Source organism: Polynucleobacter sp. AP-Nickl1-40-C4 (genome assembly GCF_035012665.1).
GTDB lineage: Bacteria > Pseudomonadota > Gammaproteobacteria > Burkholderiales > Burkholderiaceae > Polynucleobacter.
On the sequence record NZ_JAYGQR010000009.1, the window covers coordinates 1 to 24,571 of the forward strand.

The following is a 24,571-nucleotide window of genomic DNA, read 5'->3' on the forward strand; positions in this document are numbered from 1 at the left end:
CAGTTTGGCTAAGGTGTTGATAGGTCATGGCTACTTTGACTTGCAGGTCTAGAAGCTTTGGATACTAAAACATCCTTAGCCTCCTTAACTAGTTGTTCAAAGTTGCACTTCGTAGTTGAATCCACCTAATAAAACTGCCATAAATTACGCCTAATATTGATCTTAACTTTATACATAAGAATGCATTTCAAATGACTGAGAATCTTGTTAAGTATCTTCCTTTGGCGCTCAGAATTGGTGTCGATGGAAAATCCACAATTGAAAAAATTGAGAAAGAAATCATTTCTCATAATCAACTATTAGATTCTCATCAAAATCAATTTTTGATGGATGGGAGATTTTCTCTTCGTCTTGACGAAATTATTTAATCCAATTGAAGTGCATAAATATTAATGAGTAATCAGTACAATATTTTATTTTTATGCACTGGCAATTCCGCAAGATCCATTCTTGGTGAAGTATTGGCAACCACTCTAAGCCATGGACGATTTAGAGGGTATTCAGCTGGATCTAGGCCATCAAAGTATGTGCATCCAATCGCATTGCGTATTGCCAGACAATTAGATTACCCACTAGAGCTGCTGAACAGTAAAAGCTGGGATGGGTTTGGAGTAGATGGGGCTGTACGTATGGACTTCATTATTACCGTCTGTGACTCTGCTGCTGGGGAGGAGTGCCCTTACTGGCCCGGCCATGCTGTGAGCGCCCATTGGGGGTTTGCCGATCCTGTCGCTGTAGATTCAGGGGATGCAGCCATGCTAGATGCATTCAGGCAGGTTGAAATGGGGCTGCGAAATCGCATTGAACTACTCATGGATTTACCCATAGATAAATTAGATCATGTGCAAATTAAGGATGAACTACAGTCCATTCATCATCGCCTAAAGTTTAGATAGGCAATAGCATCGAATTAAGGGTTAAGATTGAATGTAACCCTTTTGAGGAAGTTGATGTCTATAGAGAAAAAGCCAAAATTTGCTGTTCTAAGGTCGGTAGAGTCTTTTAGTAATCCTAGGCCCAGCATCAAAAAGCGCATGGCAGATGGTAAAGCCTTGCGAAAAAAGGTCGGCATTGCTCAGCAGGGCATCTATACCCCACCAGAACACCGAATTGACCCAATCACTATTCTGGAGAATCAAGCTAAGACTCGAATTGAGTCGCTGATCCCGATTCGTTATGAGCGCATGCTGCAGTCGCCCTTTGCATTTTATCGAGGGGGAGCCGCCATCATGGCTCAAGACTTAGCTAACCAACCATCTACCAATATCACGGTTCAGCTATGCGGAGACATGCACGTATCTAATTTCGGCTTATTTGGAACTGCCGAACATCGACTGGTATTTGGTATTAATGACTTTGACGAAACTTTGCCCGGTAGTTGGGAATGGGATCTCAAGCGTCTTGTTGCAAGTGCAGTTATTGCCTGTGAAAGTAATGGTGGCGATAAAGTATTAAGTAAAAAAATAGTATTACGTATTTGCGCTGAATATCAAAAGCGGATGGCTCAATATGCGCATATGCCTTATTTGGATTTAGCTCAAGACTTTATTAGTGGTTCAGATATACGTAAGCATTTTTCTAAAGAACATCAAAAGCAAATTGATGTTTATTTAAAGCAGACTAAAGGGCAGGGCAATATACAAGTACTGCAAAAACTGACTACGCTTGTTGGCAAAGATAGAAAGATCATCAACAAGCCTCCTTTAATTGAGCATTTCAAAGGGAGTGTTTACGGACAGCCTCTAAGCTCCCTGATTAATAGGGCCTTGTTAAATTACTCTAGTACTTTACTGGCTGATCGCAAGATTCTTTTTGAACGGTATGTCCTAAAGGATTTTGCTCGAAAGGTAGTTGGCGTAGGAAGTGTGGGCACCAATTGTATGGTTCTTTATTTTGAAGGCGATAGCGTAAATGATCCCTTGTTCTTGCAATACAAGGAAGCTCAAAAATCTGTCTTAAGTCCTTATTTAGGCGAGTCTATTTATCGAGATATGGGGCGGCGTGTGGTGGCTGGTCAGAGACTGCTACAGGGTGCTCCTGATATCTTTTTGAGTTTCGGCTCCATGCAGTTTGATGTTGATAAAAGTGAAGGATTTTATCTCCGCCAACTACGCGATATGAAGGGAGGTATTCCGATCGGTCCGGGTGGCATCTCTCTAAAGAACTTTGCCGACTATTCAAAATTGTTCGGCTGGGCTCTTGCCCTGGGTCACGCTCGCTCTGGAGATGCGGCTGAACTTACCGGTTATTGTGGTGAATTAAAAGAATTTGGCGAGGCAATGTATTCCTTTGCAAGATCCTATGCAAAGCAGAATGAGCAAGACTTCGATTTATTTCGTAAGGCGGTCAAATCGGGTAGATTGAAAGCGGCTAAGAAAAAAGCAGCCCTTTAAGGCCTATCAGGGCGTAGTCATGAGAGTGTCACTTTATTGGTGGATATTGTAGCTTCCCTAAGCTTATTCACCATTTCAACTCTATGAAAACTCCCCGTCTTATCAGGATTGCCTCCTTCATTTTTTTTGGATCAATTACAGGATTTCTTCAGGCAGCAGCTATCTATCCAATCGACCAAGCTACCATCTTGGCTGGATCTAAGTTTGATATCAAGATTGAATTTAATACCGTCATTAATCTTGGGGATGCTGAGATCGAACTCAATGGCGCACCAATAAATAAAATTATTAGCGCCCAACCCGAGTTTATTTCTAATGAAAATGTCAAAGGTAGCTCCATCCTGTATCGAGATGTTCAATTACCAAAGGCTGGTAAATATCAAATCGTGGCTCGAGCACCCCAGGAGCGTTTGCAAGTAAATTGGGATGTATATGCAACTGGTCCTCGCCGCGTAAAAAATGTGATTCTATTTATTGGTGATGGTATGACGATTGCTAACCGGACAACCGCAAGAGTTCTCTCGAAGGGAATTCAAGAGGGCAAATATCAAGGCAGATTGGCATTTGACGATATGCCCAGTACAGCCATGATAGGTACTTCAGGGTCTGATTCACTAATTACTGACTCTGCGAACTCTATGAGCGCATACACAACAGGGCATAAGACAGCGGTGAATGCCATGGGCGTTTATGTATCCCGAGCTAGCGATAATCTCTCGCATCCCAAAGTGGAAACCATTGCGGAGCTGATCAAGCGCAATACCAAGATGGCGGTAGGCATTGTTTCTGATGCAGAGTTGGAGGATGCAACCCCGGGCGCCATGGTATCTCATACTAGGCGTAGAGCAGATAAACAATATATTGCTGATCAGCTCTTATCTAGCGGTGCGGAAGTCATCCTAGGCGGTGGCTCTGCCTATTTTTATCCGCAATCCACTAAGGGCTCAAGACGTAAGGATGAGAAGAATTTGGTTGAAAACTTCAAGTTGAAGGGCTATCAGTTAGCTTTTACAAAACAAGAATTACTTTCAGCATCAGAGAGTAAGGATACAAAAAAACTATTTGGCGTCTTTCATCCAGACAATATGGATGGATCGCTGGATCGTTTGTATCTGAAAAAGAATACGGTTGAACAATTTCCTAATCAGCCCGATTTAACAGAGATGACCCAATCTGCCATTGATGTGTTGTCCAGAAATCCCAATGGATTTTTCTTGATGGTAGAGGCGGCTTTGATTGATAAGTTCAATCACCCTCTTGATTGGGAGCGAGCTGCATTTGATACCATCATGCTTAGTAATGCCGTGCAAATCGCTAAGGACTTTGCTAAAACGCATCCAGAAACTTTAATCATCGTGACGCCTGATCATACTCACAGCGGATCCATTAGCGGGGTAGTGCATGATGACAAGCCTGGACCTTTACGTGAAAAGGTAGGTATTTACGCCGAGGCCGGCTATCCAAATTATCCAAAAGCAGATATTCAGGGTTACCCAAATAAGATCGATGTATCTAAGCGCATTGCCTTCTTTTATGGCAGCTATCCCGATCACTATGAAACCCTACATCCTAAAATGGATGGCACTTTTGTTCCTGCCGTTAAAGATGATTCTGGTAAATATGTAGCCAATCCAAAATATCTCCAGCTTCAGGAGGATGCAATTCATGTGGGCGGTAATTTGCCATCGCACCAAGAGTCTGGCGTTCATACGGCAGATGATGCCGTTCTGAATGCAATGGGCCCCGGCTCAGAAAACTTCAAGGGCTTTATGGATAACACGGAAGTGTTTAAGATAATGGTGCAATCCTTAGGTTTGGGATCAAAATAATTTTGGATTAAAGCTGCCATGGAATTCATTAACAACATCAACTATGGATCACTGACAGATACGAGCGTCAGCCTCTGCGCTGCTTTTATTTTGGGGGGATTAATTGGCTTAGAGCGCCAATACCGCCAACGGACTGCGGGCTTAAGAACAAATATTCTAGTTGCTATCGGAGCTGCAATTTTTGTGGACGCTGGTAATCGCCTCACTGGTCATGATGGGGCTGTTCATGTGATGGCTTATGTTGTTTCTGGGATTGGCTTTTTGGGCGCCGGTGTCATCATGCGAGAAGAGGGTAACGTCAGGGGTATCAACACTGCTGCTACTTTGTGGGCATCGGGCGCAGTTGGTGCATGTGCAGGAGCTGACTTAATTTTAGAGGCTTGCCTAGCCACTGTTTTTGTTCTGGCAGCGAATACCTTACTTCGCCCAGTAGTCAGCTTAATTAATAGGCAGCCACTAGATACCGAAGCAGTAGAGGTGACTAATTCGGTATATATCATCACTCCTAAGCATGCTCAAAAGCATGCCTTAAAGCAATTTATTAAGACGCTCGAAGAGGCGGGCTATCAAACCCAAGATATTGAAGTGCATCAATTTGACAGCGATGATGTTGAAATACAGGCCGTTTTAACTGCATCGGCTGTTGATGGCGATGAGATGGATCAGTTGATCGCTAAGATTGCTGATCAAGAATTTGTGACCCAGGCGTTCTGGAGTCCCAGCACAACCGACTAAGCCATTTATTTATTGACACAATATTGAAATAATTCTGGTTCACTATTGTGATGTGAATAAGACCAACTATCTCCAATCTATCGTTACCTGCCCCCATTGCCAGGCTTCCGAGCTTATTAATGCCGAAGAAGGTGCGCAGCACTTGTATCGCTGCCGCTCATGTAGCGCTATCTTGAAGCCAAAATCTGGTGATTGCTGCATTTTATGTAGCTTCGGTAATCGCGATTGTTCTAGCTCAGAGCAAAACTTAGCAGCCTAAATAAGGCTCGTATATCCCAGCCACAAAGGCTTGCTGTTGATTTCATCAAGATGTCATGGTTTTTACATAAAATAGACATAATTGATACAGCATTCCATTTTTGGGGAATATTTTGGCCAGAAATCCCGTAGATCCTTTAGTTCATTCAGAAGACCTTGTTGCTGCGGTCGACTTGGGGTCGAATAGTTTTCGTATGTTAGTAGCCCAAGCAGTAAATACCCCCTCTGGCACACAGTTACGCCCCATTGATACCTTGCGTGAGACAGTCCGATTGGCTGCTGGCCTCACTGAAAATAAATTGCTTGGCAATGACGCCTATCAGCGGGGATTGATAGCTATTCGGCGTTTTGGTGAGCGTATTCGTGGATTTGATCCCGCTAATGTTCGAGCAGTCGCAACGAATACTTTGCGCGTTGCTAAAAATTCCCAACAATTTATAGAAGATGCGCAAGTAGCTCTAGGATTCCCGATTGAAGTGATTGCCGGCGTCGAAGAAGCTCGGCTGATTTATATCGGAGCGGCGCATGAGGTTCAGGCCGTACAAGGCAATAGACTAGTAATTGATATCGGTGGCGGCTCTACAGAATTCATCATTGGCAAAGGTTATGAGCCAAAGCTGATGGAAAGTCTCTATATTGGTTGCGTATCTCATAGCATGCGTTTTTTCCCTAAGGGAAATATTGATGCCCATGCTTTTAAAGAGGCTGAGTTGGCAGCGCGTCGTGAAATACAGGTAATTTCTGGCGCTTATTTAAGAAGCGGCTGGAAGCAGGTTATTGGCTCTTCCGGTACCGCTAGAGCTTTAGCAGATCTCATAGGAAATAATCATTTCAATGGAAGTGGCGATGGCTTAATGATGGGCCGCGTCAATAGCTCGAGTGGAATGATTACCCGTGAAGGCCTTAAGAATCTAAAAAAACACCTTCTCAAGTATGAACATGTCAATCAAGTGGAGCTAGAGGGTCTGAAGGATGACAGAAGATCTGTGTGGCCAGGCGGTTTAGCGATTATGTTGGCAGCATTCGATGAATTAGGTATTGAAGAGATGGAGGTAACGGACGCTGCATTGCGAACTGGTGTCTTGTATGACTTACTTGGCCGATCACAACATCACGATATGCGCTATGTGACTGTAGAGCAATTTATGCAACGCTACACCGTCGATCGAGAGCAGGCAGGTCGGGTTGGTAAATTAGCCGCAGATTTTTTACAGCAATTGCCAAAACCTGAATCGGAAAGCAGGGCGGATAACGTGGCTTTATTGCAGTGGGCAGCCAATTTACATGAAATCGGCTTATCAATCTCCCACAACGGTTATCACAAACATTCTGCCTACATAGCAGGTAACGCAGACATGCCGGGCTTCTCTAAAAATGATCAGGCTAGGCTGGCTGCATTACTCATTGGACATACTGGCAAGCTAGGCAAGCTGGCGAATAATGCTAGCTTTGAAGATTGGCGCATGCTCTTTTGTTTGCGACTTGCTCAAGTGCTGTGTCGCGGCCGAAATGACACCAATTTTCCTAAAGTAAAAGTCTCTGAACACGACGGTTCATATTTAGTGAGTCTGCCAAAAGAATGGGTTGCCGAGCATCCTTTGACTGAATTTAGCCTTCTGAAAGAGGCGGCGGAATGGGAAAGGGTAGGGCGCTCCTACCAAGTCAGCTTTAAGTAGGGATACATCTCAGAATGAAAAAAGCCACTTCAATACGAAGTGGCTTTTTCTTTGAGAGCTGATGCTTAAATATTACAACCCTAGAAAATGCTTTGCGTAACGAGGGTTGATTTCTGAAAGGCGGAGCATCGTCAATAAGTCAGCTGTATTGAAGTCTGGATCCCAGGCTGGGGAGCTACAAATTTTTGCCCCCAGCTTTAGGTAACCCTTGATCAATGGTGGAGGCTGCACATCTAAACCACCATTTAGCTTATCAAGAGGCAAAGGCAAGCGCGGGAATGCATGAAATTCTGTTGGCGCCATTTGATCATTGCCTAGGGAGTTATAAAGACTTGCTGCAAAGTGACCGCCATCTGCCATTGGAATGCTGGCACAACCAAGCATGACTTCATAGCCGTTCTTTTGCATATATTGAGCCAAGCCACTCCATAGCGCCATGATGACTGCTCCTGAGCGATAGTCTTGGTGCACGCAAGATCGACCAAGCTCAACCAATTTAGGGCGCAGGTGATCAATACGAGATAGATCAAACTCAGAATCAGAATAGAGGCGACCGATTTCTTGTGCCTTATGTGGGGGCAGTACGCGATAGGTGCCAACTACTTTCAGGCTGTCTTGATCACGAATCAATAAATGATCGCAATAAGAGTCAAACTCATCGACATCTAAGCCTTCAGCGTTCTTGGGGAGATTGGCACCCATTTCTTCGGCGAATACTTTATAGCGCAATCTTTGTGCTTCTTTAATCTCGCCCGTTGTGCTTGCCCAAACAATTTGAAAGGCAGGTTTTTTTGGTTTATCAATCTGAACCGCAGGAGCAGGAGCTACTTCTCTGAGCTCAGCCCTAGTTTTTGTCACAAACTTCTTGCCAAACAGCTTTTTGGCCAACTTTTTAGAGAGCTTTTTAAGCGGGTTTGGTTTATTTCTTTTTAATGCTTTGACCTTCTTAGGGGTGAAAATCTCAAATGAACCAATTGGGTTAGGGATATCAGACATGGCTGGCCTTAGTAGGTAATTAAAGTTTCAGAAGCAAGGGGATGCAGACTGCAGCCCAGAGTAGGGCTGCGACAAATAGCGCAAGCATGACGGCGGCACTGCCAAAATCTTTTGCCCTTTTGGAGAGATCATGATGTTCGAATGAGATTCGATCGATCGCTGCTTCCACGCTGGAGTTCAATAGTTCAATAACCAGCACCATCATCAAGGAAGAAATTAGTAATGATTTCTCTAGCAGTGTGATCGGCAACAAGAGCGCGACTGGTGTTAGCAAGGCAAATAAAGTCAGCTCTTGTCTAAAGGCGCTTTCTTCCATGAATGCATAAACTAAACCACACCAAGAGTTCTTGGCTGCATGCCATGCTCTGGCAAGGCCTCGATTGCCCTTATGGGGGTTCTGATCTATGTGATATGGGGAGTTCAAGATGCGTTTTTCTTTAGGCTAGTGCTGTTACATGAACTTCTGTTGTTGGTACAGGCTTAAGGTGATTGGCAAATTGCTCTGAGGCCGCTCTCCAGGAGAATTTCTCAGCATGTGCACGTGCTACTTCACGAGGAATCTTGAGGGCCTGCATGCAAGCCTCACGCAAGTCTTCGTTCATGGCGCCGGAATTGGAGTTGCCTAAGACATCAATAGGGCCAGTAACAGGATAAGCGGCTACTGGCGTCCCGCATGCCATGGCTTCTAGTAACACCAAACCAAATGTATCGGTCTTGCTAGGAAATACAAATACATCTGCTGCTGCATACACTTTTGCTAACTCATGCTGCTGAAGCACTCCCAGATAGTTCACTTCTGGATATTTTTCTTTGATTCCAGCCATTGCTGGACCGTCTCCTACCACCCACTTTGAACCTGGTAAATCGATTTCTAGAAAGGCATTGATATTTTTCTCAACAGCAACTCTGCCCACGTATAAAAAGATGGGATGCGCGGTATTTAAGGCTTTGGAATCCTGCATCTTAAAGATATCCAGATCAACGCCTCGTGACCACAACACCACGTTATCAAGACCATAAGATTCTAAGTCATTCTTAACCACAATTGTTGGCGCCATGACGGCCATTGACGGTTTATGAAACCAGCGAATAAAGGCATAGGTAATTGCTAAAGGAATGCCAGTACGCGCTTTGACATATTCTGGGAAACGGGTGTGATAAGCAGTTGAAAAAGGCAGGCGATTTTTAACTGCGTAGGCGCGAGCAGATAAACCTAGTGGGCCTTCTGTCGCAATATGCATTGCATCAGGCGCGAATTCTTTAATACGACGAGCCACTTCTTTGCCTGGGAAGAGTGAGAGGGCGATATCAGGATAGGTTGGGCAAGGAATGGATTTGAAGCCATTGGGAGTAATCATTTCTACTTGATGCCCCATGGCAGTTAATTCAGCGCGGGTTTGTTTCAGGGTGCGGACAACACCATTAACTTGTGGGTCCCATGCATCAGTAATGATCATAATTTTCATAGCGTAGCCTCTTTGATGAGTGATTCGATAGCGGGTTGAAGAGTGATTTGAGGTGACTCAACTGGCTCACCCTTGATCTGTGTCCAGTGAATAATTTTGAGTTCACCTGTTTGTGTTTCAACTAAGGCAGTAAGGCTCTCGACCCAATCACCATCGTTGCAATACAACAAGCCATCAATCTCGCGAATTTCTGCTTTGTGAATATGTCCACAAACTACGCCATCACAGCCTCTTAAGCGGGCCTCTCTGGCCATGATGTGTTCAAAGTCTGCGATATAGCTGACGGCATTTTTGACTTGATGTTTTAAGTATTGAGATAGCGACCAATACTGCAGCCCCATCTTGGCGCGCACCATATTGAAATAACGATTTACGTAAAGAATGAGCGAATAGAGGTTGTCACCAACGTATGCAAGCCACTTGGCGTATTGCATCACGCCATCAAACTGATCGCCATGGGTTACCCATAGTTTTCTACCATCAACTGTCGTGTGAATCACTTCCTCAACTACCTTGACATCACCAAAAGACATTCCAAAGAATTGTCTGGCGCTTTCATCATGATTTCCAGGAACATAGATGACTTCTGTCCCCTTACGTGCCTTACGCAAGAGTTTTTGTACTACATCATTATGTGATTGAGGCCAGTAGAAAGACTTCTTCAGTCTCCAGCCGTCAATAATGTCGCCAACTAGGTAGAATTTATCTGCTTCGTTGTGCTTAAGGAAATCGAGAAGGTAGTCTGCCTGACACCCTGATGTTCCTAGGTGTACGTCTGAAATCCAGATGGCTTTGTAATGCATCATGAAACAGTATTAAGCCTACTGAGTATGAAACCAGCATGACAGTTCTAAGACAGTTTTATGACTACGGAGTATTTTCTGAGATTGTTTTATATTCTTACAGCATATGAGCCTGACTAAACACTCCAAACAGCCTCCGTTTCAATATTGGGCTTATGCATGGTCGTGGATTTTAGTGTGGAGTCATGTGATTGCTGGATTGGCGACTCTATCTTTTCAGTTTCCATTTGCAACTCAGGAAACTAAAAATAGCCATATTCAGGAGTGGTCAAGAAGACTGCTAGCTATTTTTGGTATTGAATTAAGGCTCAGGAATCCAGAAATTCTTCCTGCCACAGCCTATCTACTGGCATCAAACCATATCTCTTGGATGGATGTCCACGCTATCAATGCTTTCAAACCCATTCGCTTCGTAGCAAAGTCCGATGTAGAGGGTTGGCCCATATTTGGATGGATGGCCAAGCAATTGGGTACGGTATTTATCAAGCGTGATAGCGCTCGTCATGGAAAGTATGTTGCTAGCGAAGTGAGTGATGTACTTAAAGCTCAGTCTGTTTGCATTTTTCCAGAGGGCACCTCCACAATAGGTGAGGGTGTCCTACCCTTTAAGCCCAATTTATTTGAATCTGCGGTTATTGCTCAAGTGCCAGTCTATTCGCTTGCAATTACCTATAGATCCCTGTCATCTGGCGAGAGAAGTGAAGTGCCTGCATTTGTGGGTGAGATGGGGTTACTGGAATCCATGGCTCAGATCTTGAGGGATCGTAACCTGATCGTGGAGCTTACCTTTTTATCACCCTCGGGAGCTAGTCCTGAGGCTTCCAGAGACCGAAAATGGCTGGCTTTGCATAGTCAAGAGGCGATTTCTAATCAATTAAAGGGTAATCAGCCCTCTATGTAATAAAAGTGTCATTTTCCCCCGCTATAAGTATTATTAGGGAAACAATATGACATCAAAACACAACGAAATGGCCGAGTGGTATCGCCGTGCACAAGAAGAGATTCTGGACAGCATGGATGAAGAGCTTGAAATGGAGCTCGATGATGACCGCCTATCTCCTGATGGTGATAGTCATTCACAAATTCCACGTAACGTTTACTTCCGAGAACTCTTTAGACTCCAGGGTGAGTTAGTAAAGCTTCAAGACTGGGTGGTAGAGAACAAGCTTAAGGTGGCAGTCCTATTTGAAGGTCGAGATTCTGCTGGTAAGGGTGGGGCGATTAAGCGCATTACCCAGCGATTGAATCCCCGGGTTTGTAAAGTGGTTGCTTTGCCCGCACCTAACGAACGTGAAAAGACGCAGTGGTACTTTCAAAGATATATTTCCCAGTTACCCGCTGGTGGCGAGATCGTTCTATTTGATAGAAGCTGGTACAACCGCGCTGGCGTTGAAAAGGTAATGGGTTTCTGTACTGATGATGAGTATGAAGAGTTTTTAAGAACGGTTCCTGATCTGGAGCGCATGATGATTAGTTCAGGCGTTATCTTGATCAAGTACTGGTTCTCAATTTCTGACGAAGAGCAATACAACCGCTTCATGATGCGGATTCACGATCCTTTAAAGCAGTGGAAGTTAAGTCCAATGGATTTAGAGGCAAGAAGGTTGTGGGAGGCCTATACCAAGGCCAAAGAGACCATGCTTGAACGTACGCATATTCCTGAGGCGCCTTGGTGGGTGGTTGCTGCCAATGACAAGAAAAAAGCACGTCTAAATTGCATTACGCATTTATTGGATCAAATCCCGTATAAAGAGATTGATCACCCAGTGATTACCTTGCCAAAACGCGTTCATAACCCGGATTACCTTCGAGGCCCAGTACCGCCTGAGATGTATGTTCCCGAGGTTTTTTAAGGGCTTATTTTTCGAGCTTAGATAGTTTGCTGTCCCATTGGAAGACGATATCCTTATCAGCCTTCAGCAAGCCTTTATCTTTTCCTGGGTATGAAACTCTAGAAAGAAGATCTTGAATCATATTGAGATGAGCAACTTTTTTATCGTTCGCCTTAACAACGATCCAGGGCGCATCTTTAGAGCTGGTTTTTTCTAGCATGTCATTTCTACATTTGCTATAGGCATCCCAGTTTTTCTGCGCTTGCTGATCAATCGGGCTAATCTTCCATTGCTTGAGTGGATCTTTAGCTCTATCTGCAAGACGAACAGCCTGTTCCTTTTTTGAGATGTCTAAATAGTATTTGAGAATCGTTATGCCAGAGCTGGTCAGAATAGATTCGAGCTCATTTACGGTTCCCATGAAGTTGGCGTACTGCTCCTTCGTGCAGAAATTCATGACCATCTCAACGCCGGCACGGTTGTACCAGCTGCGGTTGAATAGAACAAACTCACCTTTTTTGGGAAGCTCAGCTACATATCTCTGAAAGTACCATTCTGCAGATTCGGTATCAGATGGTTTTCCGAGGGCAACCACGCGGGTTTCCCTGGGGCTTAAGTGTTGGGTGATCACTTTAATAGTGCCATCCTTGCCAGCCGTATCGCGGCCCTCAAGAATGACCAGTATTTGATCGCCTTTGCTGATCAGACTATTTTGCAGCTTGACCAACTCAATCTGCAATAAGCGGAGCTGATCGTCGTAACTAGATTGCTCTAGCTTATCTTTGCCTTTTTGACCCATTAGCTTGCTTCATTTGTATTGGCAGGGCTAGCAGGAGTAGTTTTCTTTGCAGCCGCTTTTTTAGCAGGAGCCTTTTTAGCTGGGACTTTCTTGGCGGGGGCCTTTTTAGCAGGCGCTTTCTTGACCGGAGTCTTTTTGGCGGCAGCTTTCTTAGCCGGAGTTTTTTTGCTAGCTACTTTTTTATCTAACTTATCCAACGCTTTTCCAAGCTTGTCGATCAGCTTTTCTCTATCTGACTCTAATTTATCGAGCTTTTTTAATAGCTGCTTAACTAATTTCTTTTGGCTCATGCTGATTCCTGGGTTGATTGTGAATTCGTTGTATTGGCGTATCTTCAATCAATCCTACGTTTAATTTTCTCTATTTTCAAGCATATATGACACATATATGTCAGTTATGTGACATTGATTGTCACTATTGTGAAATATATATTTCGATACAATTGGAAATATGAAAAATACTGATGCCATCAAAGCATTCCTGGCCCTGGGTCAAGAGACCCGTTTGAATATTTTTCGCTTGATAGTTCAGCGTGGTGATACTGGATTAACGCCTAGCGAGATGATTGAAAAGCTAGGGGTTGCTAACGCCACACTGAGTTTTCACCTGAAAGAACTAGTAGGCGCTGACTTATTGTCAGTAGAGCGTCAAAGCCGCAATCTCATCTATCGACCTAATGCAGGCTTGGTGCAAGAGTTAAGCGGGTTCTTGCTTGAAAACTGCTGCGGTGGCAAATCATGCGCTCCAGTATTAATCTTGAAAAAGGCGAAGGCTAAATGAAGCAGTTCAATATTCTCTTCTTATGTACCCATAATTCTGCTCGGTCTGTTTTGGGGGAGGCACTTGCTTCAACTCATGTCAGCGGAAAATTTGTGGGCTACTCAGCAGGATCCACTCCAGGCACTTCAGTAAATCTATTTGCACGTGAGTTGGCTTTGCAGATGGGTTACGATGAATCTAAATTACGCTCCAAGTCCTGGGATGAGTTTGGTTTGCCAGAAGCTCCAAAGATGGATTTCATTATTACGGTTTGTGATAACGCGGCAGGCGAAGTGTGCCCATTCTGGCCTGGAAAACCTGCTACTGCCCACTGGGGCTTCCCAGACCCATCACAAGTGCCTGGCACGGATGACGATAAACGCCGTGCATTTAAAGAAGTCATGATTGGCTTAAAAAAACGCATTGATCTTCTGGCGGATATGCCATTAGATCGACTCAATTCACTTAGCCTTCAAGAAATTCACAATAAATCATGAGCACAGTTACCAGCAAGCTTTCCTTTTTAGATCGATACCTCACTGTTTGGATATTTGCTGCCATGGCGGCAGGTATTGGGTTGGGATATTTTGTTCCTGGGGTAGAGGAGTTCATTAATTCCTTTCAATCGGGCACTACTAATATCCCAATAGCCATTGGATTGATATTGATGATGTATCCACCGTTTGCAAAGGTAAAGTACGAAGACTTGCCTGATGTCTTCAGAGACAAGCGAATCTTTGGTTTGGCATTCTTGCTCAATTGGATTGTTGCGCCTACCTTGATGTTCTTCTTGGCTATCCTCTTTGTTCCCAATCAACCGGAATACATGGCAGGTCTTATCTTGATTGGCATAGCGCCTTGTATTGCCATGGTGATTGTCTGGAACGATATTGCCAAAGGTTCTACGGAATATGCGGCTGGCTTAGTAGCTTTTAACGCAGTGTTTCAGGTGCTGTTCTTTAGTGTGTACGCCTATTTCTTCTTAACTGTCTTGCCGCCGTATTTTGGCCATGCAGGATCCGTTGTCAATATCACTATTGGTGAGATCGCTAAGACAGTTGCTATCTATCTAGGGGTTCCTTGTGTTGCGGGATTCTTGACGAGATACATTGCCCTCAAATTTGTGTCGAGAGAGTCGTATCAAAATACTTTCGTCCCTAGAATAGGCAAAATCACCTTAATTGCTTTGCTTTTCACGATCGTAGTGATGTTTAGTTTGAAAGGTAAGTTAATTCTTCAGTTGCCAATGGATGTGGTTACCATCGCAATTCCATTGCTAGTCTTCTTTGTGGTGATGTTCTTGCTGACATTCTTTATCACCATCAAAATGGGTATTGAATATAAGCGTTGCTGCACTTTGTCATTTACGGCATCTAGCAATAATTTCGAGTTAGCTATTGCCGTAGCCATTGCCGTCTTTGGGATTAATTCTGGGGCGGCATTTGCTGCTGTGATTGGCCCACTGGTGGAGGTGCCGATCATGGTTGGTCTGGTTTCGGTTGCTTTATGGCTTAGAGATAAGTTCTTTCAGGCCTAAAGCCTATGATTTTGGCCTCCAAAGGGGGCTTATATTCAAAATTGTGCCGAAATAGAGGAGATTAGCTCTAGGGAGAATGTAGAATCAGATTCCCTATTTACAGAAAGCGTCATCCGTATGTCTACCTCTACCGCTCTAAAATTTTGGCGTTATATTTCCCTCAGTTTCTTGGCATTAGTAACGCTTGGTTTAGCTGCCTGTGGTGGCGGTGGTGATAGTGGTAGTGGTTCTGCTGTCGCAACCCCGAGCGTCTTTTACGTTGTGAGTAATACCAACGACTCAGGTGCCGGATCTCTGCGAGATGCAATTACGGCAGTTAATAGCGCATCAACTTCCCAATACTCAGGCATTACTTTTTCTGTAGCCGGTGTAATCACCCTTGCAAGCGATTTGCCTGCTATTACAAAGAAAGTATTAATTGATGGCGGTACTGCTCCTGGCTATGTAGCTGGTAACACCACTACTGCGCCATTGGTTGCGGTGAACTTCAATAACGTTGCCTCAGGTTTTACTTTTAACAGTGGCTCTGCAGGTTCTGGCATTTATGCTTTGTCAATCATTGGATCTAATTCAAATGGCATTACCTTAAATGCGGGCAATATCGTTTTATTAAGAAACTATATTGGCCTGAACTTAAGTGGTGCAGCTTCTGGCAATGCGAAGGATGGTATTTATATTGCAACCTCTTCTACTAACAACGTTATTGGCACAAACCCAAATAGTATCTCTGGTCTTTACTCTAATGTGATTTCCGGTAATACGCAGAATGGTATCCAGATCTATGGCAGCGCAGGCAACAAGATTCAAGCCAATGCAATTGGCACCAATCCAGCAGGAACAGCAAAGATTGCTAACGGTTTCAACGGTATCTATGTAACTTATTATGCGGTTGATAACACCATTGGTGGAACTGCATATATCAATTCCGCTACAGGGCAAACTAATAATCCAACGGGCAACAAGGGTACAGTCCCAATCGTTTCTATTGCTCCGCCATTAGGTAATCTGATTTCCGGTAATTCGCTTAACGGGGTTTTAATTGATGGTGGTTCAGAGTTAACGGTATTAAGCGGAAACTTTATCGGCACCAATAATGTTGGTACTGCAGCTGTTAGTAACACCTTAGATGGTGTCTTGATTCGTAATGCGAATAACAATCAACTCATCGGTTGTACTTTTGAAGACAATCCATTTATTTATTACAACGTATTGAGCGGCAATGGAGGCAATGGTTTGCATATAGCCGACTCCAATGCGATTTTGGTCCAGGCTAACTTTTTTGGTGCTGGTGCAAACAATGCATCGATGGTTCCAAATGGCGGCCACGGCATCTTGGTTGATGGCAGCTCTGCAGGCGTCCAGGTTGGCGGTGTAATCCCGCTTGGTAACGTTTCGGCTGGCAATACACTTGATGGTATTAAGGTTTCAGGAACTGCTAGTGGCTTCACCACCTTCAATACGTTTGGTGGCTTGTACGCCTTTCAGGGCGCTGCTCCGAATGGTGGAAACGGGATCACAATTGATTCTACTGGCGGCAACAATTTAGTTCGCACTAACGTATTCTCTGGAAATATGCATCATGGTATTGAGATTTCCGGAAACGCATCTGGTGTTACTGTCGATCCTAACGTGGTTGGTTTGAATACTGAAGGTACTGGTGCTCTTGCTAATGGTCCTGGCGCAAATGGTGCTGGTAACGGCGGTAGCGGGGTTTACATTGCGGGAACTGCCTATGGAAACTATATAGGCGGTTACAACAATTCTGTTATTCCGCAAAACACCTTCTCTGGCAACGCAAGATACGGAATTGAAATTGTCGGTACTGCAAATAACAATACTGTATTTAACTCTGTAATTGGCCTTGGAACCACTCAGGTTTCTGCTTTTGGTAATGGACTGGGTGGTATTTATATTGGCGGAGGAAGTAACAATAACTCTGTTATCGCCTATACACCTTCCAGTTCATATACTGCAATGTCTAGTGTAATCAGCGGAAATACAGGGGATGGTGTTCTTATTGCTGATACTGCATTTAATAATACTGTTCAAGGAAATTATTTTGGTTATGGTAAGCGTTCTATTGTCGGTAATTTGGTTGCGGGGCTGTTTCCCAATTCACTACTTCCGGTTCATGTAACGAGCTCTGGCTCGGGGAATGTGACCACCCCGAACAACCCTTAATATGAGCATTAGTCTAAAACTTACTTAAGTTGCCGTTGATTTATAAAAGCCAGCTAGTCTTTGACTGGTTGGCTTTTTTATTTCCTGGCATGCCAATATGAAAGAGATTGTGTCATGACAAAACTCATCATTTATTTATTTGTAATCGCAGAATTCTCTAGTTTTGCTTTCGCACAAATGCCGCCCCCAATGATGCCTCCTCAAGGAATGCAGCAGGGCATGCCTAGATCACCTCAAGGGGGTCCAGTTGGCCCAGGAGGCATGATGCGCGATGATCCTCATGGACCCGTTGACCAAATTAGTCGTGGTCTTGGAGTGACGCCAGACCAATTTAGAGCTTGCTTTAGTGATGTCAATCCTGCACCCCAAGGGACATTACCGGGTTCCAATCAGAAGCACGCCAATAAGCAAGCTCTCTTAAGCTGCCTCCAGCGTGCAAATCCGGGTATTACCAATGACAGCCTAGATGCAGTGATGGACCAATATAGGCCTGGGGGCAAGGCGGCTCAGTAATTTGGGCGTCCTAAGATAGAATCAATCTATCCCTCATCTTTTAGGCGGCATTGAAAATGGTAAGTCATTACTTAGTGGTTTTTCTAGGCCTGATGTTAGCGGCCTGCTCAACACCAGTCAGTCAGTTTGGTGTGTACAGGCAATCAGATGGCACGGTTGGTGTTCATGCGCCCAAAGATGCAAAAGAAAATGAAGCCCAGGAAGTGGCATTAGAGGAGTGTAAAAAGGAAGGGAAGAGAACTGCGACGATTCTAGAAAGCAGAAAAACGGTCAATGACCGTTTTCCCTTAACTTATATCTACCTTTGCAGATAGTGACGATTAGTTAAATCGCCATTGATTAGTGCTTAGCTAAGCAACCACTTCTTAATCGACTTATTGACACACATCGCATCTAAAGCAAGGCCAAAGAACTCAGAACCATTGGTAACCATGCTTTCGATTGCTTCCACTTTGCCAGACTTGATGCCACGCAAATAGGTTGCAGCACGGTAGCGCAAGAAGTGCTCAGTTTCACCATTTTCATTCTCGGTTGGGCAGATTTCTAGGCTGCCATAGCGAGTTTCTGGGTTAATGTTGAGAACGGCTAGGCTTAAAGCCCCAACCAATTTCTCAGGCACTGGGATAGGCACATAGGAGTAGAGGGAGATCATCATTTCCTCTTCATCTACTTCAATGATGTGATCAATATCCAGCACATCTTTTTCGGTTAACTCTGTCTCGCCAGAATCGCCACCACCAAATGTGGATTCAAACTGCAACATAGCAGTATTGCTTCCTTTGGAGATCTCGATCATGTCAGGGTAGCCAAGCAAACCTTTCCACCAATACATCAGCGAGAAAGTGCAGGGCTTTACTTCAACCAATCCCTTGTTAGTAGACTTTGCAAAATACAGGCCGTAAAACTCATCATCTTGCTCTAGACCATATTGGTCAACTTTAGGTGATTTAGATGAAGCAGGTTTTGCAGTCTTCTTGGCAACTTTCTTCGCTGCTGGCTTTTTGGCTGCAGGTTTCTTTGCCACTAATTTTTTAACTGCTACTTTTTTGGCAGCAGGCTTCTTTGCAGCCACTTTCTTGGCTGCTGGTTTTTTCACTACCTTTTTGACCGTCTTTTTGCTTGCTACTTGCTTAGCGGCAACTTTCTTGACAGCTTTTTTAACAGGGGCTTTTTTTACCACCTTGGTAGCTACTTTCTTTTTTGCTGGAGACTTCTTTGTAGCCATGGTTTATTACCCTTCTTTCGGTAGTTATTGTGCTTGATGCACTATCTGATATTACTGCAAATTCTCTCGGGAATTCGCCTTTCCTATATGGGGTTTGTCCCCCAGATTGCAAGGGGAGGGGTGAAACAAATAGATTGAGGAAGGCATTGTTCTTGGAATGGAGGGTTGCTACACTAAAAGCGTGAAGTTTTGTGCAACCTAAATATCAAGAGGGCTTATGTTTCCTGAATATCGCGAACTCATCACCAAGCTGAAAACGACAGATCGTCATTTCTCGCATTTATTTGATAAGCACAACAATTTAGATCAAAAGATCCAAAGAATGGAGTCCCATTCAGAGCCGAGTACCCCAGAAGAAATCGAGACCTTGAAAAAGGAAAAACTCCTTTTAAAAGACCAGATTTATGCCGTCTTAAAGAAGGCTAGTAGTTAAGCTCCTGGTGAATTAGAAAAGCCTAGATGCAAAATGCTTCTAGGCTTTTTTCAGGAAGCAGGCTTTGAGTAGCATATTGCCTGCTTCTGTTTTGCAGTCGACTTCGTGATCACCTGATACCAGGCGTATCCCTTTAATCTTGGTGCCGACCTTCAGGGTGGTTGAAGAGCCTTTAACCTTGAGGTCTTTGATGAGGGTGACTGTATCGCCATCTGCTAGGAGATTGCCATTGGCATCTTTCACAATGAGCCCAGCCTCAGACTCTTCTGCAGCAGCAGCCATAGGCCATTCATGGCCACACTGCGCGCAAACGTAATTTTCCCCATCGGGGTAGGTCATATCGTCCTGGCAGGCAGGACACTTCGGTAAATTATTTGTGCTCATGGCCTCATTTTAATCTAGGGGTGATGCGTCTTGGCTCTTATCTAGCACTCGATTTAGAATGGATAGGTGAATAAAACTCTGAAGATTTTCCTTATTGCTCTGATAGGCTGTCTTGCCATAATAGGTTTGGGCGCATGGTACGCATCATCTTTTATAAATCCTGCCCAGGTAACCAAGCTCCTAAGTTCTTCGGTCAAAGATGCTACTGGGCGTGAGTTGAAAATCGCCGGTCCAGTAAGTCTGAGTCTTTTCCCATCAATTAGCGTAAAAGCCGAACAGGTGTCTTTGAGCAATGCCTCATGGGCAAGCAATCCTGATATGTTTGTATTCAAGCAGATTGAATTAGATATTAGGATACTTCCGCTTCTGAAAGGTAGCGTTGAAATCAGCAGAATCGGTATAAGAGGATTAGAGGCGAACTTACAAACCAATAAGGCTGGGGAGGGTAATTGGAATCTTACTCCGCCTACGATAGTTGCCAGTGGTTCGGCAACACAGTCTGTAACTAGCGATTCTTCTAGTAATGCCCTTGTCTCCATTAAAACTCTTGATGTCGTAGATGCTCGTATCAATTATCAAGACGGAGAAAAAGCAGCCAGCCCGATTGGCATTCCTAAACTTTCTTTAGATGCCGGTGACGGGAAGTCTACGATTCTGGTAGATGTTCAGCGCGCTAACTACACCCTGAATCTAAAGGGTAAAACAACTTCACTGCGTAATGCTTACTTCGCTTGGAATCAATCTCCAGTAAACCTAGATCTCGATTTAGTTCTAACCTTAAACGGTAAGTCTCTTGCGATTACGGGCGACATTGATAAAAAGCCAGATCTATTACCAAAATTCAATATCAATCTCAATTCAAAGTCCTTTGATTTAGCGCCTTTAGCGGGTTCTGTTGTTATTGCTGGAGCAGCTGGAAAAACTTCCTCGGCTTCCACACATAAAGCCCAAGGAAAGTATTTATTCTCCGATGACGCGCTGCCTTTTGATCTTTTACCTTTAGCTGATGGCTCGGTCAACATTAATATTGCTGAGCTTGGGATTCCGCATCAGGCGCCGTTTACTAACTTCAAAACGACACTCCAATTTCAGAAAGATAGGATTGATGCGAGCGATGTCAGCTTTAATATAGGTAAGGGAAGTGCCCAAGCGCAACTTTCCATTACTCAGTTTACCAGCCCTGCGCCTAAGATTTCTGTGAAGGGTATTGCTAAAGACTTTACCTTAGAGCAAATTATTGCCGTCACCGATTCAAGCGCTAGAGTTTCTGGTGGTGATACAAAAGTGGCCTGGAACTTACAGGGAAGTGGTGTGAGTCCACATCAAATCGCTAGTCGAGCCATTGGGGCTATTCAGGTTTCAGTAGGGCAAAGTAAATTAGATTCGAAGTTCATCAATAAAGGCGGGGACTTTGTCATCACTGTAATAGATGCAATTAATCCGATGTATAAGAAATCTAATCAAACTACTTTGAATTGTGCTGTTGCCTACTTACCCATCAATAGTGGGCTGGTAAATATTCAGAATTCAGTTGGCATTGAGACGGATCGTCTTGACATCACCCTAGCGGGCTCGATCAATCTTGCCAGCGAGGCTCTCAATATCAGCATTAATCCAAGAGAAAAATCAGGCCTGACAACGGGCTTGGATCTGGCCGGACTTGTAAAGATTGAGGGAACATTACAAAACCCGCAAACTGGGGTGAATAAGGCAGGGGTGGTGAATAGCGCCGTCTCTATTGGATTGGGTTTCTTAACCGGCGGTATTAGTATCGCAGCGGAGAATGCTAAATCATTGGCGACCAAGTCGCAGCCATGTAAAACAGCGCTGCACTCTTGGTCTGATATCTATCCTGCTAGCAAGTAAGCCTAGCGAAGCTCGTAAATCAGCTTCTTAAAAAACTAAGCCGCTGACAAAGAGGCTAAATAAAGAAATAAAGATGCTGGCAAAGAATGCGGTCCAGAAGCTGGAGATCGTAAAGCCACTCACCACTGCAGAAACCAGCATCAATACCAAGGCATTAATCACGAGCAAGAAGAGGCCCATGGTTACTACCGTTAATGGTAACGTGAAAAGAACGAGCAAAGGCTTAACGATCGCATTAGCAAATCCTAAGAGGAGGGCAGCAATTAATAATGAGCCGCCATCCGCAAAGCGCAAGCCACTAAAAATATAACTGGCAACCCAAAGGGATAAAGAAGTTAAGCCCCACTGGACTAGAAATAGAGTTAAGTTACTCATGGATGATTCCTTTGCTGGTGTTGAAAGGGGTTTATGCCTAGTGACTATATTAGCAGTTGATTAATAGTGCGGGGGGATTTCATCCTGAGAACTTGCGCCGCCGCCTCCACCGCTGCTGGCTTGTTCTTTAATTGCCTTTAATTCGCGATACAGAAATTCGATTTGCTGTTGCTGTTTATAGACGGTCTCATTGAGTTTCTCAATTAAGTCTTCCGTGAAGCTCAATTTGATTTCTAGATTAGTGATGCGTTCTTCTGACATAACTTACTTTCTATTCTGAGATAAGCTCAAATCGCCCATCTTCCATTTCTGCTTTGGGTCTAATCCAAAAATCATGCGATTGCATGGATTCGTAAACATAAGCTGGCTCCAGATTTGCCTCTACGTTAGCCAAGAAGGCCACCTTATAAAATCCACCAGTCTTAATGTGGCGCAATCTACTGCCTGGCTTAAATAGGCCATCGTCAGGATCAGCCATTTTGGGTTTACTCATGTCAACAATGCACTTTCTCGGTATGATCTAGCGATGGCAAATTCCATCCCATACTCCATTCTAGATATATCTCCGATTCCTCAGGGTTTTACTGCTGCCGATGCACTGCGCAACTCCTTGGATGTGGCAAGGCATGCCGAAAAATGGGGCTATACCCGCTATTGGGTAGCAGAGCATCACAATATGACGGGCAATGCGAGCTCTGCAACTGCAGTTTTGATTGGCTATATTGCTGCTGGCACCTCCCATATCCGAGTGGGCTCTGGCGGCGTTATGTTGCCAAATCATGCTCCTTTAGTAATTGCTGAGCAATTTGGCACCCTAGAAGCTTTATACCCAGGAAGAATTGAGCTTGGCTTGGGTCGTGCACCTGGTACCGATCAAATGACTGCCAGGGCATTGCGCAGGGATTTATTGGGTAGCGATGATCGTTTTCCACGGGATGTCCGTGAGTTACAGCATTATTTTGGCCCGTTACAAGAAGGGCAATCTGTAAAGGCGATACCAGGGGTCGATAGCAATGTTCCGATCTGGATTTTAGGTTCTAGTTTGTATGGAGCTCAATTAGCCGCTCACTTTGGCTTACCTTATGCCTTCGCTTCTCACTTTGCGCCAGAGCAACTTTTAGAGGCAATGAAGATTTATCGTGAGCTCTTTAAGCCATCGGCACAACAAGATAAACCCTATTCAGCATTTGTGATGAATGTAGTTGCAGCAGATACAGATGAAGAAGCTCAACATCTATTTACTACACTGCAACAGAATGTTGTCAGAATGCTGCGCAATACCCGCGGGCAATTACCACCCCCAATTACTGACATGAATGAATTTTGTGAGCCTCATGAACTAGCAGCGGCAGATCATACCTTGCAGGTTTCAGTAGTGGGTTCGCTAGAGACGGTAAAGCGGGGGATGCGTCGTTGGTTGGATCTTACTGGCGCAAACGAAATCATCTTGACTGGGCAAATTTTCGATCATCAGGCTCGTCTCAGATCTTTTGAGATTGCCGCACAGGCCGCGCAAAGCCTATAAGATCGCTGCGTTGTAATCTGCGGTAATGAATACTTGTTCTTTTGCAGTCTGATTCGCAAATCGCAGCACTGCATTGTCTTTGCTGATTAAGAAGCAGGGCTTTGCAGTGTAAGCAAGGTCTAAAAAGACTTGATCATCTGGGTCTTGGCATATCCAGGGGGCTTTGGCCAAGTTTTTATCATCCATCAATCTTGCTAAACCATGCCATTGCTGGCGAATTTGCTCTTGTTGCACTTCATCGAGCGAAAACAGAGGGCGAGCAATCACATCAGCAAATTCTTCTAAAGTGTTTGGAGTTGCGAGCGCATCTATTTTGCCTTCGATCAGCGCTTGCTTTAAATGAAGCGCTCTAAAGTCATTAAAGACAAAAAGATCTAGCAAGACATTGGTATCGAAAACTACTACCTTCATTTTTAAGGCCTATTGATTGTTGCGCCAAATCTCTGGAGTAATGGTGACCTGCCCTTTATCAGAGGAGACGTAAGCTTCACCATCTTGAACATTGACATGGATCACCATGCTGCGCTCAACCAACTTGTTCAGCTCTTCCGCTTGTTCTGCTGGTATAGCGATTATTTGTAAATTGCGAGCACGAGTGAGTTTGTTAGCAATGCCATCCCACCAGATTTTGCTGGTATGTCCGCCATAGCAATAGACAATTACTTGATCAGCACGACCACAGGCTTTCAGAATACGACGCTCGTCTGGTTGGCCGATTTCAATCCACAACTTGATTGCATCGGTAAGATCTTTAATCCACAGATCGGGTTCATCGGTATCACTCAAACCCTTTGTAAACGCTAGATCCTCATTTGCCTGCAATGCAAAGGCGATGATGCGGACCATCATGCGCTGCTCAGTCTCAGAAGGGTGCTTAGCAATAGTTAACGAATGACTGCCATAGTAATGGCGATCAGAATCTGCGACATGAAGGTCGGCTTTGTGGATAGTTGCGCGTAGAGCCATGACCTATTATCGCCTTTATG

31 protein-coding genes are annotated in these 24,571 nt (G+C 44.3%); 18 read left to right on the forward strand and 13 right to left on the reverse strand.

Annotated features, from left to right (window positions below):
* Nucleotides 1-191: 191 nt before the first annotated feature.
* The 7 genes from VC182_RS09960 to ppx all read left to right on the forward strand — a co-directional run bounded on the left by VC182_RS09960 (nucleotide 192) and on the right by ppx (nucleotide 6,891).
* Entirely contained in the window at nucleotides 192-368 is a 177-nt protein-coding gene (locus VC182_RS09960; protein ID WP_158009062.1) for a hypothetical protein, read from the forward strand.
* A gap of 24 nt (nucleotides 369-392) precedes the next feature.
* Entirely contained in the window at nucleotides 393-896 is a 504-nt protein-coding gene (locus VC182_RS09965; protein ID WP_323485203.1) for an arsenate reductase ArsC, read from the forward strand.
* Between the two features lie 54 nt (nucleotides 897-950).
* Entirely contained in the window at nucleotides 951-2,393 is a 1,443-nt protein-coding gene (locus tag VC182_RS09970; RefSeq protein ID WP_323485204.1) for a DUF2252 domain-containing protein, read from the forward strand.
* An 83-nt stretch (nucleotides 2,394-2,476) separates the two neighbouring features.
* Nucleotides 2,477-4,222: an alkaline phosphatase gene (locus VC182_RS09975; RefSeq protein ID WP_323485205.1), complete on the forward strand. Its 1,746-nt coding sequence runs from the start codon at nucleotides 2,477-2,479 to the stop codon at nucleotides 4,220-4,222.
* Nucleotides 4,223-4,240: 18 nt separating this feature from the next.
* Nucleotides 4,241-4,957, forward strand: coding sequence for an MgtC/SapB family protein (locus VC182_RS09980; protein ID WP_072583839.1), 717 nt, complete (start codon nucleotides 4,241-4,243; stop codon nucleotides 4,955-4,957).
* A gap of 52 nt (nucleotides 4,958-5,009) precedes the next feature.
* Complete coding sequence (locus tag VC182_RS09985) at nucleotides 5,010-5,216, forward strand: GDCCVxC domain-containing (seleno)protein (RefSeq protein WP_323485206.1); 207 nt, start codon at nucleotides 5,010-5,012, stop codon at nucleotides 5,214-5,216.
* A 112-nt stretch (nucleotides 5,217-5,328) separates the two neighbouring features.
* A complete protein-coding gene (gene ppx, locus VC182_RS09990; protein ID WP_323485207.1) occupies nucleotides 5,329-6,891 on the forward strand; it encodes an exopolyphosphatase in 1,563 nt (520 codons plus the stop codon).
* Between the two features lie 72 nt (nucleotides 6,892-6,963).
* On the opposite strand, the gene VC182_RS09995 is transcribed toward ppx, so the two are convergent.
* Genes VC182_RS09995 through VC182_RS10010 form a run of 4 tightly spaced genes read right to left on the reverse strand, consistent with a single transcriptional unit; the run spans nucleotide 6,964 to nucleotide 10,159 of the window.
* On the reverse strand, nucleotides 6,964-7,887 hold the full coding sequence (locus VC182_RS09995) for a GNAT family N-acetyltransferase (RefSeq protein ID WP_323485208.1): 924 nt from the start codon (nucleotides 7,885-7,887) through the stop codon (nucleotides 6,964-6,966).
* Nucleotides 7,888-7,906: 19 nt separating this feature from the next.
* Nucleotides 7,907-8,311 carry a diacylglycerol kinase gene (locus VC182_RS10000; protein ID WP_083564292.1) on the reverse strand — a complete coding sequence of 135 codons (405 nt, stop codon included), beginning with the start codon at nucleotides 8,309-8,311 and terminating at the stop codon, nucleotides 7,907-7,909.
* A 13-nt stretch (nucleotides 8,312-8,324) separates the two neighbouring features.
* Nucleotides 8,325-9,353: a glycosyltransferase family 4 protein gene (locus tag VC182_RS10005; RefSeq protein WP_216121376.1), complete on the reverse strand. Its 1,029-nt coding sequence runs from the start codon at nucleotides 9,351-9,353 to the stop codon at nucleotides 8,325-8,327.
* Nucleotides 9,350-10,159, reverse strand: a complete 810-nt coding sequence (locus VC182_RS10010; protein ID WP_416350584.1) for a UDP-2,3-diacylglucosamine diphosphatase — start codon at nucleotides 10,157-10,159, stop codon at nucleotides 9,350-9,352. Before VC182_RS10010 ends, VC182_RS10005 begins: the two co-directional genes overlap by 4 nt.
* A 103-nt stretch (nucleotides 10,160-10,262) precedes the next feature.
* On the opposite strand from VC182_RS10010, the gene VC182_RS10015 reads away from it, so the two are divergent.
* Nucleotides 10,263-11,057: a lysophospholipid acyltransferase family protein gene (locus tag VC182_RS10015; protein WP_323485209.1), complete on the forward strand. Its 795-nt coding sequence runs from the start codon at nucleotides 10,263-10,265 to the stop codon at nucleotides 11,055-11,057.
* 46 nt (nucleotides 11,058-11,103) lie between these two features.
* Nucleotides 11,104-12,009 (forward strand): polyphosphate kinase 2, encoded by a 906-nt coding sequence (gene ppk2, locus VC182_RS10020; RefSeq protein WP_072583845.1) that lies wholly within the window; start codon nucleotides 11,104-11,106, stop codon nucleotides 12,007-12,009.
* A 4-nt stretch (nucleotides 12,010-12,013) separates the two neighbouring features.
* Here ppk2 (VC182_RS10020) and ppk2 (VC182_RS10025) read toward each other — a convergent pair whose 3' ends face one another.
* Both ppk2 (VC182_RS10025) and VC182_RS10030 read right to left on the reverse strand, forming a co-directional pair.
* Nucleotides 12,014-12,787 carry a polyphosphate kinase 2 gene (gene ppk2, locus VC182_RS10025; protein ID WP_072583846.1) on the reverse strand — a complete coding sequence of 258 codons (774 nt, stop codon included), beginning with the start codon at nucleotides 12,785-12,787 and terminating at the stop codon, nucleotides 12,014-12,016.
* Nucleotides 12,787-13,077, reverse strand: a complete 291-nt coding sequence (locus VC182_RS10030; protein ID WP_072583847.1) for a serine/threonine protein kinase — start codon at nucleotides 13,075-13,077, stop codon at nucleotides 12,787-12,789. Before VC182_RS10030 ends, ppk2 (VC182_RS10025) begins: the two co-directional genes overlap by 1 nt.
* Before the next feature lie 160 nt (nucleotides 13,078-13,237).
* On the opposite strand from VC182_RS10030, the gene VC182_RS10035 reads away from it, so the two are divergent.
* The 6 genes from VC182_RS10035 to VC182_RS10060 all read left to right on the forward strand — a co-directional run bounded on the left by VC182_RS10035 (nucleotide 13,238) and on the right by VC182_RS10060 (nucleotide 18,091).
* Nucleotides 13,238-13,567, forward strand: a complete 330-nt coding sequence (locus VC182_RS10035) for an ArsR/SmtB family transcription factor (protein ID WP_072583848.1) — start codon at nucleotides 13,238-13,240, stop codon at nucleotides 13,565-13,567.
* Entirely contained in the window at nucleotides 13,564-14,043 is a 480-nt protein-coding gene (locus VC182_RS10040) for an arsenate reductase ArsC (RefSeq protein ID WP_072583849.1), read from the forward strand. The genes VC182_RS10035 and VC182_RS10040 overlap by 4 nt, the downstream gene beginning before the upstream one ends.
* Nucleotides 14,040-15,083, forward strand: coding sequence for an ACR3 family arsenite efflux transporter (gene arsB / locus VC182_RS10045; protein WP_072583850.1), 1,044 nt, complete (start codon nucleotides 14,040-14,042; stop codon nucleotides 15,081-15,083). Before VC182_RS10040 ends, arsB begins: the two co-directional genes overlap by 4 nt.
* Before the next feature lie 117 nt (nucleotides 15,084-15,200).
* Nucleotides 15,201-17,264, forward strand: a complete 2,064-nt coding sequence (locus tag VC182_RS10050) for a hypothetical protein (protein ID WP_323485210.1) — start codon at nucleotides 15,201-15,203, stop codon at nucleotides 17,262-17,264.
* A 114-nt stretch (nucleotides 17,265-17,378) separates the two neighbouring features.
* Complete coding sequence (locus VC182_RS10055) at nucleotides 17,379-17,777, forward strand: hypothetical protein (protein WP_323485211.1); 399 nt, start codon at nucleotides 17,379-17,381, stop codon at nucleotides 17,775-17,777.
* Between the two features lie 56 nt (nucleotides 17,778-17,833).
* On the forward strand, nucleotides 17,834-18,091 hold the full coding sequence (locus VC182_RS10060) for a hypothetical protein (RefSeq protein WP_237767789.1): 258 nt from the start codon (nucleotides 17,834-17,836) through the stop codon (nucleotides 18,089-18,091).
* 32 nt (nucleotides 18,092-18,123) lie between these two features.
* Here VC182_RS10060 and VC182_RS10065 read toward each other — a convergent pair whose 3' ends face one another.
* Nucleotides 18,124-19,002 (reverse strand): hypothetical protein, encoded by an 879-nt coding sequence (locus VC182_RS10065; protein ID WP_323485212.1) that lies wholly within the window; start codon nucleotides 19,000-19,002, stop codon nucleotides 18,124-18,126.
* Nucleotides 19,003-19,219: 217 nt separating this feature from the next.
* Here VC182_RS10065 and VC182_RS10070 point away from each other — a divergent pair, with 217 nt between their 5' ends.
* Nucleotides 19,220-19,435, forward strand: a complete 216-nt coding sequence (locus VC182_RS10070; RefSeq protein WP_216121390.1) for a YdcH family protein — start codon at nucleotides 19,220-19,222, stop codon at nucleotides 19,433-19,435.
* 39 nt (nucleotides 19,436-19,474) lie between these two features.
* Here the strand turns inward: VC182_RS10070 and VC182_RS10075 are convergent, their stop codons facing one another.
* Complete coding sequence (locus VC182_RS10075; RefSeq protein ID WP_323485213.1) at nucleotides 19,475-19,819, reverse strand: zinc ribbon domain-containing protein YjdM; 345 nt, start codon at nucleotides 19,817-19,819, stop codon at nucleotides 19,475-19,477.
* A 66-nt stretch (nucleotides 19,820-19,885) separates the two neighbouring features.
* Between VC182_RS10075 and VC182_RS10080 the strand changes: the two genes are divergently transcribed.
* Nucleotides 19,886-21,685 carry an AsmA family protein gene (locus VC182_RS10080; protein ID WP_323485214.1) on the forward strand — a complete coding sequence of 600 codons (1,800 nt, stop codon included), beginning with the start codon at nucleotides 19,886-19,888 and terminating at the stop codon, nucleotides 21,683-21,685.
* A 27-nt stretch (nucleotides 21,686-21,712) separates the two neighbouring features.
* Here the strand turns inward: VC182_RS10080 and VC182_RS10085 are convergent, their stop codons facing one another.
* The 3 genes from VC182_RS10085 to VC182_RS10095 are packed head-to-tail and all read right to left on the reverse strand — an operon-like array spanning nucleotide 21,713 to nucleotide 22,553.
* Entirely contained in the window at nucleotides 21,713-22,060 is a 348-nt protein-coding gene (locus tag VC182_RS10085; RefSeq protein WP_072583858.1) for a phage holin family protein, read from the reverse strand.
* A 60-nt stretch (nucleotides 22,061-22,120) separates the two neighbouring features.
* Entirely contained in the window at nucleotides 22,121-22,321 is a 201-nt protein-coding gene (locus VC182_RS10090) for a SlyX family protein (protein WP_072583859.1), read from the reverse strand.
* Nucleotides 22,322-22,331: 10 nt separating this feature from the next.
* The gene (locus VC182_RS10095; protein ID WP_072583860.1) at nucleotides 22,332-22,553 is read right to left on the reverse strand and encodes a hypothetical protein; all 222 of its coding nucleotides are present in this window, start codon (nucleotides 22,551-22,553) and stop codon (nucleotides 22,332-22,334) included.
* Between the two features lie 33 nt (nucleotides 22,554-22,586).
* Between VC182_RS10095 and VC182_RS10100 the strand changes: the two genes are divergently transcribed.
* Entirely contained in the window at nucleotides 22,587-23,585 is a 999-nt protein-coding gene (locus VC182_RS10100; protein ID WP_323485215.1) for an LLM class flavin-dependent oxidoreductase, read from the forward strand.
* Here VC182_RS10100 and VC182_RS10105 read toward each other — a convergent pair.
* Both VC182_RS10105 and VC182_RS10110 read right to left on the reverse strand, forming a co-directional pair.
* Nucleotides 23,580-23,996: a putative toxin-antitoxin system toxin component, PIN family gene (locus VC182_RS10105; protein ID WP_323485216.1), complete on the reverse strand. Its 417-nt coding sequence runs from the start codon at nucleotides 23,994-23,996 to the stop codon at nucleotides 23,580-23,582. The two genes, VC182_RS10100 and VC182_RS10105, sit on opposite strands and share 6 nt — an antisense overlap.
* 9 nt (nucleotides 23,997-24,005) lie before the next feature.
* The gene (locus VC182_RS10110) at nucleotides 24,006-24,551 is read right to left on the reverse strand and encodes a YaeQ family protein (protein WP_072583863.1); all 546 of its coding nucleotides are present in this window, start codon (nucleotides 24,549-24,551) and stop codon (nucleotides 24,006-24,008) included.
* Between the last annotated feature and the right edge of the window lie 20 nt (nucleotides 24,552-24,571).